The 13,524-nt window shown below is 63.9% G+C and carries 12 protein-coding genes; 8 read left to right on the forward strand and 4 right to left on the reverse strand.

The window, feature by feature from the left end; translation table 11 throughout:
* Positions 1–99 precede the first annotated feature (99 nt).
* From CXQ88_RS11710 to CXQ88_RS11745, 8 genes are all read left to right on the forward strand, one after another.
* Complete coding sequence (locus CXQ88_RS11710) at positions 100–972, forward strand: alpha/beta fold hydrolase (RefSeq protein ID WP_104044338.1); 873 nt, start codon at positions 100–102, stop codon at positions 970–972.
* A 51-nt stretch (positions 973–1,023) separates the two neighbouring features.
* Positions 1,024–2,739 (forward strand): bifunctional 3-(3-hydroxy-phenyl)propionate/3-hydroxycinnamic acid hydroxylase, encoded by a 1,716-nt coding sequence (locus tag CXQ88_RS11715; protein WP_104044339.1) that lies wholly within the window; start codon positions 1,024–1,026, stop codon positions 2,737–2,739.
* Entirely contained in the window at positions 2,708–3,646 is a 939-nt protein-coding gene (locus CXQ88_RS11720; protein WP_104044340.1) for a 3-carboxyethylcatechol 2,3-dioxygenase, read from the forward strand. The genes CXQ88_RS11715 and CXQ88_RS11720 overlap by 32 nt, the downstream gene beginning before the upstream one ends.
* Complete coding sequence (locus CXQ88_RS11725; RefSeq protein ID WP_104044341.1) at positions 3,646–4,452, forward strand: 2-keto-4-pentenoate hydratase; 807 nt, start codon at positions 3,646–3,648, stop codon at positions 4,450–4,452. The genes CXQ88_RS11720 and CXQ88_RS11725 overlap by 1 nt, the downstream gene beginning before the upstream one ends.
* Positions 4,453–4,461: 9 nt before the next feature.
* Positions 4,462–5,400: an acetaldehyde dehydrogenase (acetylating) gene (locus CXQ88_RS11730; protein ID WP_104044342.1), complete on the forward strand. Its 939-nt coding sequence runs from the start codon at positions 4,462–4,464 to the stop codon at positions 5,398–5,400.
* Positions 5,401–5,402: 2 nt separating this feature from the next.
* Positions 5,403–6,434: a 4-hydroxy-2-oxovalerate aldolase gene (gene dmpG / locus CXQ88_RS11735; protein WP_104044343.1), complete on the forward strand. Its 1,032-nt coding sequence runs from the start codon at positions 5,403–5,405 to the stop codon at positions 6,432–6,434.
* A 125-nt stretch (positions 6,435–6,559) separates the two neighbouring features.
* Positions 6,560–6,964, forward strand: coding sequence for a YidH family protein (locus tag CXQ88_RS11740; RefSeq protein ID WP_104044344.1), 405 nt, complete (start codon positions 6,560–6,562; stop codon positions 6,962–6,964).
* 4 nt (positions 6,965–6,968) lie between these two features.
* Entirely contained in the window at positions 6,969–7,310 is a 342-nt protein-coding gene (locus CXQ88_RS11745) for a DUF202 domain-containing protein (RefSeq protein ID WP_181037486.1), read from the forward strand.
* A gap of 785 nt (positions 7,311–8,095) precedes the next feature.
* Here the strand turns inward: CXQ88_RS11745 and CXQ88_RS11750 are convergent.
* From CXQ88_RS11750 to CXQ88_RS11765, 4 genes are all read right to left on the reverse strand, one after another.
* Positions 8,096–8,311 carry a hypothetical protein gene (locus tag CXQ88_RS11750; protein WP_104044345.1) on the reverse strand — a complete coding sequence of 72 codons (216 nt, stop codon included), beginning with the start codon at positions 8,309–8,311 and terminating at the stop codon, positions 8,096–8,098.
* A gap of 252 nt (positions 8,312–8,563) precedes the next feature.
* Complete coding sequence (locus CXQ88_RS11755; RefSeq protein WP_104044346.1) at positions 8,564–9,937, reverse strand: NAD-dependent succinate-semialdehyde dehydrogenase; 1,374 nt, start codon at positions 9,935–9,937, stop codon at positions 8,564–8,566.
* 28 nt (positions 9,938–9,965) lie between these two features.
* Complete coding sequence (locus CXQ88_RS11760; RefSeq protein ID WP_258061831.1) at positions 9,966–11,615, reverse strand: thiamine pyrophosphate-dependent enzyme; 1,650 nt, start codon at positions 11,613–11,615, stop codon at positions 9,966–9,968.
* 150 nt (positions 11,616–11,765) lie between these two features.
* Positions 11,766–13,439 (reverse strand): amidohydrolase, encoded by a 1,674-nt coding sequence (locus CXQ88_RS11765; protein ID WP_104044348.1) that lies wholly within the window; start codon positions 13,437–13,439, stop codon positions 11,766–11,768.
* Positions 13,440–13,524: the final 85 nt, after the last annotated feature.

A 13,524-nucleotide genomic window follows, 5' to 3' on the forward strand; every position in this document is an offset into this window, starting at 1 on the left:
CCGCCGTTGACAGACCCTCATCGGCCGTGCTGTGATATTAGCCATACTCGTGCATATATCGCTTGTAGCTGAGCGTTATTTACAACATCGGAGGAAGTTATGACGACGCACCGCCCTTACACCAGCGTCTGGGCAGACCTTGCCCAGACGGAGTTCAGCCAAGGTTTCATGCAGGCCGGGCCCTACCGCACCCGGTACCTGCATGCCGGTGACTCGTCGAAGCCGACGCTCATTGCCATGCATGGCATTACCGGCCATGCCGAGGCCTACGTGCGGAACCTGAAGGCACTGTCGGAGCACTTCGACGTGTGGGCGATCGACTTCATCGGGCACGGCTACAGCGACAAGCCTGACCATCCGTTGGAGATCAAGCACTACATCGACCAGTTGCTGGGCTTCATGGAAGCCATCGGCGTCGAAAAGTCCTACCTGACGGGGGAGTCCCTCGGCGGCTGGGTCACGGCCCGGTTTGCGATCGACTACCCGGAAAAGGTGGAGCGCATCCTGCTGAACACCATGGGTGGAACGATGGCCAACCCCGTGGTGATGGAGCGGCTCTACACGCTGAGCATGGAGGCCGCCAAGGACCCGTCCTGGGAGCGGGTCAGGACCCGGCTCGAATGGCTCATGGCTGACCCCGCCATGGTCACCGATGACCTGATCCGCACCCGCCAGGCTATCTTCCAGCAGCCGGACTGGCTCAAGGCATGTCAGGCCAACATGGCCCTGCAGGACCTTGAAACCCGAAAGCGGAACATGCTCACGGATGAGGCACTGGGTCAGATCAAGGCACCGGCGCTGGTGCTCTGGACCACCAAGGACCCCTCCGGCCCGGTGGACGAGGGCCGCCGCATTGCAGGACTCATTCCCAACGGCGAACTCGCCGTCATGGAAAACTGCGGCCACTGGCCCCAGTACGAAGACCCCGAAACCTTCAACCGCGTCTTCCTCGACTTCATGCTCGCCCGCTGAGCACAACAGCTTCCCTGCACATTCTGCGCACACATAGAACAGAGAACCACCATGGAGTTTGACACCGACGTACTGGTGATCGGCGCTGGCCCCGTCGGCCTGATGCTGACCAACCTTTTGGGCACCTACGGCCAGGACGTGACCCTGCTCGAGGCGCTGCCCGAGCTGATCGACTATCCGCGCGGGGTAGGAATCGATGATGAGTCGCTGCGTTCAGTCCAGACTGCTGGGCTCACCGACACGGTCCTGCCGCACACCACGCCCCAGCACATCATGCGGCTGGTCAACGGCAGGGGCCGGGTCCTCACCCACAACGCCCCGACCACCGACGAGTTCGGCTGGCCACGCAAAAACGCCTTTATCCAGCCCCTGGTAGACCAAGCGATGCTTGAGGGCCTGTCACGGCACGCCACCGTAGACGTCAGGTTCAACCACGAAGTCCTCTCGCTGCGTGAAACTGACAACGGCGTCCTGGCTACGATCAACGTCAAAGGCGACGACGGGGAGACCGGGCTGAAGCAGATCCACGCCAAATACGTGGTGGGCTGTGAAGGCGGCCGCTCCGCGACCCGGCTGTGGATGGGTGTGTTGTTCGACGGCAAGTCCCCCTCCACCCGCTGGCTCGTCGTTGACGTCAACAACGATCCGCTCGGCACTCCCAACGTCTTCCTCGGAGCCGACCCGAAACGCCCCTACGTCTCCATCGGACTGCCGCACGCCATCCGCCGCTGGGAATTCATGCTCTTCGACGGCGAAACCGACGCCATGGTGACCGACCCCGACTTCGTTAACGCCCTGCTCGCCGACCACGTACCGGACCCGGCCGGCCTGGACTTCATCCGCCGCCGTGTCTACACCCACCATGCACGCATCGCCAGCTCCTTCCGCCGCGGCAAGGTCCTGATCGCCGGCGACGCCGCCCACCTCATGCCCGTCTGGATGGGCCAGGGCTGGAACTCCGGAGTCCGAGACGCCACTAACCTGGCCTGGAAGCTCGCCACCATCCTCCGCGGCCAAGCCAGCGATGACCTGCTGGACACCTACGACGTCGAACGCCGGGACCACGCTAAAGCAATGATCGACTTGTCCCTCACCCTGGGCAACGTCATAAAGGTGACCCACCCGGCCATGGTCGCTTCACGCGACGCCATCGCGGCCGGCTTGAACCTCTTCCCGCAGGTCAAGGCCTACTTCTCCGACATGAAATTCAAGCCTATGCCGCGCTACACCCGAGGCGTCGTGGTGGACCCCACCAGCCACAACCCCGGCTCCGCCCTCGCCAAACTCACCAGCAAACTGATCCCCACGCGCACGGCCAACACACAGGTCTCACCGGTCGGCGTCCAGTTCCCACAACCGCGCGTCACCACCAAGACCGAATCCAACGTCCTGCTGGATGAGGTCACCGGAAAATGGTGGACCGTCCTGGTCTGGGGGAACAACCCCAAGGACGTGTTCTCCGAAAGCGACCTGGACAGGCTTGAGGAGCTCGGCGCGCAGCTGGTCTGCCTTGTTCCAGAAAGCCAGCGCACCTGGTGCGAAGAACGCTACCCGGCAGGCGTCGTCGTCGCCGGTGACACCACCGGGCGGCTCAAGAAATGGTTCGACGAGCGCCCCACCCCGGTGGTGTTCGTCCGTCCTGACCGCTTCGTCGCCGGCGCCTGTCTGGCCCAGGACGCCCCCAAAACGCTCGACGGCATTCTCGCCGCAATGTCTTTCAAGGAAGGAGTAAGCAATGACGCTCGCACTCGTCTCCATGTCGCATAGCCCCCTACTGGAGGTGACCGCCCCGCCGGAGGAAATCCAGAGGGACGTCGACGCCGCGTTCGCCGTCGCCCGTCAGTTCGTGGAGGACTTCAACCCGGACCTGGTGGTCTCCTTCGCCCCGGATCATTACAACGGCTTCTTCTACGAGCTAATGCCTCCCTTCTGCATCGGTTATGAAGCCGTGAGCGTCGGCGACTACGGTTCCGAGGAGGGGCCGCTGAACGTCCCGACCGCCATCGCAAAGGACCTGGCACAGGCTGTCATCGACGCCGATCTTGACGCCGCGATCTCCCTCAAAATGGAGATCGACCACGGTGCGGTGCAGCCGCTCGAGGTGCTGTTCGGCTCCATCGCGGCCAAACCGGTGATCCCGATCTTCGTCAACTCGGTCGCGCCGCCTTTCGCTTCAATGCGCCGTATGCGGCAGCTGGGCACCGCCGTCGGAAACTACCTCAAGACCCTGGACCAGAAGGTCCTCATTATCGGCTCCGGCGGACTGTCCCACGACCCGCCCGTGCCCCAGATCGCCACTGCCACACCCGAACAAAAGACGATGCTGCTCAACGGCCGCCACCCCACCGCCGCTGCACGGAACGCGCGCCAGCAGCGGGTCATCGACACGGCCGCAGCCTTCGCGAAGGGCGAGGCAACCATTATGGACCTGAACCCGGAATGGGACCGCGAGTTTCTGACGATCATCACCTCAGGCGAGCTGGAAAAACTGGACACCTGGACCGCAGCGGAAATGGCGGCAACCGCCGGAAACTCCGCCCATGAGGTCCGGAACTGGGTTGCCGCGTACAACGCGCTGCGCGCGGCAGGAGAGTACACCGTCACCTCGGAGTACTACCGCCCGATCCCCGAATTCATTGCGGGCTTCGGCGTGACGACGGCGGTGGTGAAGTAATGACCGCTACCACGCAGCCTTCCCGCACCGGCACTTTAGAGATATTCGCGGCCGAACTGCTGGAGGCCACCACCTCTTTGGTCCCCGTAGCCCCCCTGCGGGACCGGCTCGAGGATATGAGCCTGGCTGATTCCTACTATGTCCAGACCGTCCAGCTGGACCACCACATTGCAGCCGGACGGGTCATGGCCGGCCGCAAGGTCGGGTTGACCTCCCTGGCTATGCAGAAGCAGCTTGGCGTCGGCTCGCCCGACTTTGGATTCTTCTTCCAGGACATGGTTTACGGCGACGGCGCGAACATCCCTGCATCGGCCTTCATCCAGCCCAAGGTAGAACCTGAATTCGGTTTCGTATTGAAAGAAAGGCTTCATGGCCCCGGCGTTACCGTTGAGCAGGCCGCTGCCGCCATCGAGGCCGTCTACCCGGCCATCGAGATCATCGATTCACGCATCACGGACTGGGACATCAAGCTGGTTGACACCGTGGCGGACAACGCCTCCTGCGGCGCGATCGCTGTCGGTGCAAAACCGCTGGACCTTGATCCCTCGGCGCTGCTGGATACCCCGTGCTCACTCGTCATCGACGGCGTGGTCACTGGCTCCGGAACCGGCGCCGACGTCATGGGGAACCCGGTAGCCCCGCTTGCCTGGCTGGCCAACGTCCTCGGCGAGCAGGGCGTCGCCCTTGAAGCCGGGCAACTGATCCTTCCCGGCTCGTTCACCAAAGCCGAACCCGTCACCGCGGGAAGCACAGCCGTCGCGGACTTCGGTCCGCTGGGCTCACTGACCATCCACTTCACAGACTAAGGACCCCCCATGGCAAAGAAAACAGCCGCTATTGTCGGCTCGGGAAACATCGGCACCGACCTGATGTTCAAAATCATGCGCCGCAGCAAGAACCTCGAGGTCAAGTACATGATCGGCGTTGACCCGGCCTCGGACGGTCTCGCCCGTGCCGCCCGGCTGGGCATCAGCACATCCGCGGAGGGTGTGGACTGGCTCCTGGCCCAGGACGAACTTCCTGACTTCGTCTTCGAGTGCACCTCCGCCAAGGCCCACGAAGCCAACGCGCCCAAGTACAAAGCCGCCGGGATCCATGCGATCGACCTGACCCCCGCCGCCGTCGGGCCCTACCTCTGCCCCGTGGTGAACTTGGACGCCCTCGAAGATGTCCTGAACGTCAACATGATCACCTGCGCCGGGCAGGCCACCACCCCCATCGTCGCCGCGATCTCCACGGTGGTCCCGGTGGACTACGCAGAGATCGTCGCGTCCATCGCCTCCAAGTCCGCGGGACCGGGCACCCGCGCCAACGTTGACGAGTTCACCGAAACCACGGCAAAGGCCCTGGAAGAGGTCGGTGGTGCCAAGCGGGGCAAAGCCATCATCATCATCAACCCGGTGGAACCGCCCATGATTATGCGCAACACCATCTACGCCGCGATCCCCGCCCAGGCCGCCGAAGCCGGCAACCTGCAGGACAAGATCCGCGCCGCGATTGACGAGGCCGTCGCCAAGATCCAGGACTACGTCCCCGGCTACTCCCTGCGCGTCGAGCCCCAGTTCGACGCCGCCCGCGAAGATTGGAACGGCAACGGCCGCGTCGGCGTCTGGGTCCAGGTCAAGGGCGCAGCAGACTACCTCCCCGAATACGCCGGCAACCTGGACATCATCACCGCCGCCGCCACCCGGACAGCTGACCTGCTGGCCGATCGCATGGACGCCGTGACCCCTTCAACACCCGTAGGAGCATAACCATGACCGAGACACAGAACCTGAGCGTCCGACTGACGGACACCACGCTGCGGGACGGGTCCCACGCCATGAGCCACAAATTCACCGAAGCCCATGTCCGCTCGGTGGTCCGTGCCCTGGACGACGCCAAAGTCGAAGTCATCGAGGTCACCCACGGCGACGGCCTGGGCGGCTCTTCCTTCAACTACGGCTTCTCCCTCACCCCGGAGCTCGATCTGGTCCGGACCGCCGTCGATGAGGCCCGGAACGCTAAAATCGCCGTCCTCATGCTCCCCGGGCTGGGCACCATCCACGACCTGAACCAGGCCCACGACGCCGGCGCTTCCGTCGCTCGCATCGCGACCCACAGCACCGAAGCCGATGTCTCCATCCAGCACTTCCAGCACGCCCGCAAACTCGGCATGGAAACCGTCGGATTCCTGATGCTCTCCCACCGGACAACACCGGAACACCTCGCAAAACAGGCCCGGATCATGGCCGACGCTGGCTGCCAGTGCGTCTACGTTGTGGATTCCGCCGGAGCACTGATCCTGGAGGACGTTTCTGACCGCGTATCGGCCCTGGTCGCGGAACTCGGCAGTGACGCCCAGGTAGGCTTCCACGGCCACCAAAACCTTAGCTTCGGTGTTGCGAACTCGGTCTACGCCGCCCGGGCAGGGGCAAAGCAAATCGACGGAACCTTGCTTGCCCTGGGCGCCGGCGCAGGGAACTCACCCACCGAAGTCCTCGCCGCCGCTTTCGAACGGCTTGGCATTCACACCGGCGTTGACGTCCACGGCGTCATGGCCGCCGCGGAAGACGTCGTCAAACCCATCATCACCCGCATGCCCATCATGGACCGCGCCTCGATCATGCAGGGCTACGCCGGTGTTTACTCCTCCTTCCTCATCCACGCCGAACGAGCCGCGGAACGCTACGGCGTCCCCGCCTGGCAGATCCTCGAAGAAATCGGCAAAGCCGGATACGTTGGAGGGCAGGAAGACATGATTGTTGACGTCGCAGTGCAGCTCGCTTCCGGAGCTCGCGTCGCATAAGCGACGCCAAGGCTCAGGAACCAGAGATGGACATCGAATCAGACAAGGGACATGGTTGACCGCCGTGAGGACTGGACTTACCATTTCTCCGGCGACAACTGCGGACTCGGAGCTGGCGTCATCAAGTGACTGGTGACCAGGCCACGACGCGCGATCCTGCCCCACCGACGCGCGGCAAAATTGCTGATCGCCTGCTGCCTGGCGGCCAAGAGCCCGATCCCCGCTTCACGCTGGCAAATGAGCGAACGTTCCTAGCTTGGATCCGCACTTCCTTGGCGCTGTTGGCAGGCGGGATCGCCGTTGAGGCGTTCACCTTTGACCTGTTCGTGGAACCCATACGCAAGGGCCTCGCCGTGCTCCTGCTGCTGCTCGGCATGCTGCTCAGTGCAGGCTCCGCCGTCAGGTGGCTCCGCGTGGAACGCAGCATGCGCAACAAGGCACCGCTGCCGTTGCCGCTCATCGTTCCCCTCCTGGCCTCGGCAGGAGGGCTGGCCGCCGCCGTCATCCTGGTCTTCATCCTCAGGCGCTGAGAGCTTGGCACGCAGCAGCCAGCCTACCGGGATACACGAGGACCCGGGCCTCCAGCCGGAGCGGACCACCCTGGCTTGGGGAAGGACGATGATGGCCCTGGCGACCGTCAGCGCAATTTTCCTGCGCTGGCTCCCGCAGCACGGATTTCCCATCATGTTGCTCTTCGCTGTGGCGACAGGGGCGGCTGCCGCCATCTACTTCACCCAGCGCCGCCGGTACAGCGCCAGCTCGCAGGGTATGGTGAAGGAGAGTGTTGACGCCGATATCCCAGCAGTATTCTGGACAGCAGTCGCCGGGGTGATGCTGGGTGGCCTCGGCATCGGCGTTGTTCTCTTCACCAGCTGATACTGGTCTGTACCAACCTTCTGCAGGCCCACCCGAACAAAAACTTGAGCTTGACCCTTGCGTCAGCCTTGGTGATAAGTAGCAATACCTGCCGTGGACGTGCCCGGCTCGGACATGTAGTAGTACTCCTCGCCAACTCCACCCTGGTGACCCGGAAGCTACCAAAGACCATGGGGATGGACCTGACAAACTAGTACGCGAACCCGTAAGCACTTACAAGATCATCCTGTAGCCCGCGGGAAGGCGGCCTTCCTTAGCCGACCATAGGCCGCACTTGAGGCCACTCCTTGGGCCTATCCACAAACGCCGATAATCGACCTTCCGTCTACCTGCTCCTGCTTTGGATAAACCCTTGATGCCTGCCAACGAGGGGTGACTGTAAGCGGTCCACGGCTGGGGTCAATTCGAGCTACCCACGGATGGGAATTTGGGAGCCGCTGGAGTAGCTCTCCGGCAGTAGTACTGGTGGATACCCTAGGAGAACTGTCCCCGGTTAGGGACCACGGCAGCGTCATTGTCCACTCTGGTTCTGGAAGTCAGACTAGGAATCGTTCAACGCGCCCCGACGTAGCGTCGTCAGATTTGGTGTACGTCAACCGGGCTCTCGACAAGCCCGCCAACCCCGGAGGCTTCGCAGCCATCGCTTTGCCAATTCACTTTTCCACAGCCAGTCGTTTCTGCCACGATGCAGGGCCCAGGCCTCAGTACTTGACCTGTTCCGCAGGCTGGCCGCTAGTCGGTTTCCGGTCCTGAGCAGTAGTGGCAATCCTCCGAACACGGGTCGGTCATGACGCAGCCGGCTGCAGGTTGTAGCCGTCATGGATATGGAACAAGCGGCGGCCACCAATAGGGTTGTGGACCCAAATGATGTCACCATCCGCTGTCCGAGCGTCCACTTCGCCGGCATACTCCGTGCGGCCGCTGCTGCCCAGCTGCACGCTGTCTCCCACCTGGATGTCGTCCCAGCCGGAGGCACCGGCGCGTTTCGTCTTCGAAGTCACAATTTTCTCCTTTAGTTTGGTCGGCAGAATGTAGTCGGGGGCGGGCGGTCTTGTCGGTGTCTTGGCCGCTTCCGAGTGTGTGGTGCACTTCGGTCCAGGTGTTGTTTTCATGGCCCGGGCGTTGGGGACCAGCTGGCATCGAGGCGCTTTTTCGTGCTCTCATCCCAAGTAATTGGTCAGGCGGCGGGAAAGACGCCAGTGGGCCATGGGTCCTTTGGCCCACTGGGCTTTTATGTATGACGGGATGGGCAATTACTTTCCAGTGCGGATGAGCTTCCTGTTGACGAATTCGTCCATGCCGTACTTGCCCAGTTCGCGGCCTACGCCGGAGCGCTTGATGCCGCCGAAGGGCAGCTCGGGCGCGGTGCCGGGGGCTTCGTTGATGTACACCATGCCGGCGTCCAGCCGCGCTGCGATCGCCTGGGCTTTAGCAGGGTCCGTGGACTGGATGACGGCCCCGAGACCGTACACGGAGTTGTTGGCCAGTTCCACCGCGTCATCCTCAGATGAGGCCCGGTAGAGAACAGCAACCGGGCCAAATAGTTCCTCAGAAAAGGCCCGCATGTCTTCGGTGACGCCGGTGAGGACCGTGGGCTGGTACCAGGCGCCGGGCTGTTCCAGCGTAGCGCCGCCGGTGAGTACCGTGGCGCCCTTGGCGATGGCGTCGTCCACCTGTGCGGCGAGGCCGTCGCGGGCAGCAGACGATGACAGGGGACCCATGAACGTGTCGGCCTCCGTGGGGTCGCCCACCTTCACCGACGTGACGGCGCCGATGAACTTCTCGACGAATTCGTCGTAGACAGCATCGGCCACGATGATGCGCTTGGCGGCGTTGCAGGCCTGGCCGGTGTTGCCGAAGCGGCCGAACAGCGCGTGCGTGGCGGCCTGGTCAATGTCTGCGGAGTCCAGCACCAGGAACGGGTCGGAGCCGCCGAGTTCCAGGACTACCTTCTTGAGGTTGCGGCCGGCAATTTCGGCCACGGCCGATCCTGCACGCTCCGAGCCGGTGAGGGAAACTCCCTGCACCCGGGGGTCTGCGATGATGCCGGCAGCCTGCTCGTTCGTGGCGAAGATGTTGACGTAGGCGCCTTCGGGCGCGCCGGCGTCCCGGAAGATCTGTTCCATCGCCAGTGCGGACTCAGGGCACTGTGGTGCGTGCTTGAGCAGGATGGTGTTGCCGTTCATCAGGTTGGGAGCGGCGAAACGTGCCACCTGGTAGTAGGGGAAGTTCCACGGCATGATGCCCAGCAGCACCCCGAGTCCTTCCTTGCGGACAATCGCCGTGCCGCCGGCTACAACGTCAATGTCCTCGTCCTCGAGGAAGCTGGGGCCGTTGTCAGCGTAGTAGCGATAGATGGACGCGACGATGTCCACTTCAATTTGCGCCTGGAAGATGGGCTTGCCCATTTCCCTGGTGACGATCGCGGCGAGCTCGTCGCGGCGTTCGGTGTAGAGCTCGGCGACGCGGCCCAGGAGTTTTACTCGCTCGGCCAGCTCGGTTTTGTTCCATACTTTGAACGCGGCGTCGGCAGCGGTTACAGCCGCGGTGATCTCTGCGTCGGTGGCCGTGGGATAGCTCTTGATGTGCTCTCCGGTGGCCGGGTTGGTGACGGCATACAGGCTCATGCTGTTCTCCTTCTGGGGTCCGGATCGCTTAGGGGAGGGCGATCTGCGGGTCGGTGATGACGTGGATGATGGCGGGGATGCGCTGGTCCTGCACGGCCTTAAGGGCGCGTTCGACGGCGATGGCTGCTTGGTCGTCGTTCGTTACGGTTTCGCCGTGGCCGCCGAAGGCGCGTGCGAAGCCGGCGAAGTCCGGGTTCTTCAGCTGGGTGCCGCTGACACGGCCGGGGAAGTGGTGCTCCTGGTGGTCCCGGATGGTGCCGTATTGTCCGTTGTCCATGACGATGACGAGCATGGCGGCGCCGTGCTGCACTGCGGTGGCGAACTCTTGGCCGTTCATCAGGAATTCCCCGTCGCCGGCGATGGCGACTGCCAGTCGCTCAGGGCTTTCCAGGGATGCCGCAACGGCTGCCGGGACGCTGTAGCCCATGGATCCGTTGCGCATGCTGAGCTGGGATGGGAACACATTGGTGGGCAGGTACCGCTGCGCCCAGGCGCAGTGGTTTCCGGCTCCGAAGCTGTATACGGCGTCCTCGGGCAGGCGGTTGACCAGTTCGGAGACAACGGCGCTCATGTGGCCGGTTCCTTCGCGGGTAGCCGGGAGGGTAGCCAGGTCCGGAAGTGCGCTGAACGCCGTCTGTGCTGCTCGGCCGGTTGCACGCCAGGTGTCCCATTCTGCGGCCTTGCCCAGTTGGACATCCTTGACGGCATCGGCGAAGGCGACCGGGCTGGCAAGGATATGTGCCGTCACAGCCCCGGAACGTCCCCGCAGGGAAGCGTCGATGTTGACCAGGATGTTGGTCGCATCGTGGCCCTGGCGCAGGGTGTAGCCATCGGTGGGAACGTCAGTGGGAACGGCACCAACGGCCAGCAGCACGTCGGCTTCGGCGAAGATCCGTGCGGTGTCCTGGGTCCGGCCGTAGCCGAGGGCTCCGACGAAGACCTCGGAGTCGAAGGGGATGCGGTCCGACGCGCGCCAGTCCTGGATGACCGGGATGCCGTTGGCCTCGGCAAAGGTGGTCACCGCGGCTGCTGCTTCAGGGGTCCAGCGCTGGCCGCCCACAAAGAGTGCGGGCTTCTTGGCGGAGCCAAGGGCGGTGGTGATCAGGTCAAGCTCCGCGGGGGAGACGGCGCCCTCGGCCACAGTGATTGCCGGGTGGAGTTCACCCTCGAACGAATGCGTGATGACGTCTTCAGGGAGGCCGACGATTACCGGGCCGGGGCGTCCGGACTTCGCGGCGAAGAAGGCTTCGGCCACCACCTCGGAGGCACGTGAGGCCTCATCGAGGACAAAAACCCGCTTGGCTTGGGTGCCGAACCAGGCGTTGGGGTCGAACTCCTGGAAGGACTCGCGCTGGCGGTCCGCCACTGGAATCAGGCCGACGAACAGGACCATGGGGGTGGCGTCCTGCCACGCGGCGTGGATGGCAACGTAGGCGTTGGCTGCTCCCGGGCCGCGGGTCACCATGGCCACTCCCGGTTCGCCGGTGAACTTGCCGTGTGCTTCTGCCATGTAGGCGGCGCCGCCTTCCTGGCGGCAGACGATGGTTTCGATGTCCGCTCCATGGAGGCCGTCCAGGACGGCAAGGTAGCTTTCGCCCGGGACCGCGAAGACGCGGTTGACGCCGTGCAGGGCAAGCGAGTCAACGATTGCCTGGCCGGCGTGGTTTTTCTTCTCCAACGTGGTGCTCCTCATCAGGGGGTGTGCCATAGGGCTGCGGAAAGGGGGTGCTGGCCGCAATGGCCTTCTCTTGGTCTCAAGTATTGGAAACTAGCTCCATGCTGTCCAATACATATATAGCCCCAATGCCATAACAAAAGGGCATGAACTTTACAGGCTTCCGGCGGCCAGCTGGCCACCGACCACGGTGGCGGTGGTTCGGACGTCGCTGATGCTGTTTGGCGCGATCTGGTAGATGTCCTCGGAAAGTGCGACGAAGTCCGCGAGCATGCCGTGTGAGAGCGAGCCCTTGTAGTGGTCTTCATGGGCTGCGTGGGCGCTACCGACCGTGTAGGCCCGCACGGCTTGGGCGACGCTGATTCGCTCTGCCGGTCCGAAGTCCGCCCCGGAGGCCGTACGGCGGTTCACGAGGTCATGGATATTGAGGAGCGGATCCGCGGAGACCACGGGTGCGTCGGTGCTGGCAGGGACCTCTATCCCGGCATCGAGGAAGGCCTTCACCCTGTAGGTCAACGCCACCCGTTCCGGGCCCAGCGCTCGGGCGGCGCCGTCGCCGAGTTCGTTGATGAACCGGCCCTGCGGTACGGGAATGAGGTTCAAGGACGCCATCCGCCGGATTTGTTCGTCACCTGCGACGTTGACGTGTTCGATCCTGTGCCGCACGTCCTGCCGGGGGTAGAGCTGTTGGGCTTCCTCGAAGATGTCCATCACCACGTCCAGGGCGGCGTCACCGATGGCGTGTGTTGCTACCTGCCAGCCAGCACGGTGCGCGCCGATGATGCGGCGGCGCAGTTCCTCAGCGGGAAATTGAAGGAGTCCGCGGTTGTCATTGCCCTCGGCTGCGTCCAGGTGGTAGTCGCAGCACATGAAGGCGCTTCGGCCAATGAGTGAGCCGTCGGACAGGATCTTCGTGGGGCCCAGCCGCAGCCATTCGTCCCCGAATCCTGTCCGGATGCCGAGGTCCAGGCCGAGGCGTTTGGGGCCGTCGTCGTGTTGACCGGTCTGCCCTGGGTTGCTATCCAGGCGGTGCAGGGTGGTGAGGTAGGGCATCACCGTGGCGCGGACGCCCAGCAGGCCGGCATCGCGGGCGGCCTGGTAGCCGGCGATGTCGGACATGGTGTGGCCGATGTGCTGTGGGGCTCCCAGCCCGGGCTCGGTAATACTGGTGACGCCCAGTTTCAGCAGAGCGGTGCTGCCTGCACCTACCATCGCGGCCACGTCCTCCACTGTGGGGGCGGGAATGGCATCCATCACCAGCGCGCGGGCCGTTTCCTGAAGCAGGCCGACGGCCCTGCCGCTTGCGTCGGCGGGCGCAGCCCCGCCCTCGGGTGAGGTAACGCTGCTGCGGCCGGGGTGTCCGGCACGTTCGAAGGCGGCGGTGTTGGCCACTCCCATGTGCCGGGAGTTGTGCATCAGCCAAACGGGGCGGCCATGGCTGACGGCGTCGAGCTGCTCAGCCGTGGGGTGCTGGTTGCCCAGGTAGTTCTGGTCGTACCCCGCGCCCTGGACCCATGCCCCAGCGGGGGCGTTCCGGCAGGCGCGGTCCACGGCGGCCAGCAGTTCATCCATTGTTGGGCAGGCGGCGGGCCGGACATCGACCTGCACCAGCGCCAGGCCCACGTAGCTGAGGTGGCAGTGTGCGTCGTTGAAGCCGGGGACGACGGCGGCGCCCCCCATGTCGTGGATGTCGCGGAAGAGGGACTGGGGGAGTTCGTCGTCGAGGCTGATGATGCGTCCGTTGTGGACGCCCACGCTGTGCACCCGAGGGCGGTTGCCGTCCTGGGTGTAGAACGTTCCGTTGGTGTACAAAGCGTCGAAAAGCATGCACTTCTCCCGGTCTGGTGGATAGGCGGTAGCCTCCAGTATCAGGACCGGGGTTCATGCTGTCTAAGACTTAAAAGTTCGCAGA

Origin of the sequence: Arthrobacter sp. ZGTC412 (assembly GCF_002929215.1) — a bacterium.
Taxonomy (GTDB): domain Bacteria; phylum Actinomycetota; class Actinomycetes; order Actinomycetales; family Micrococcaceae; genus Arthrobacter.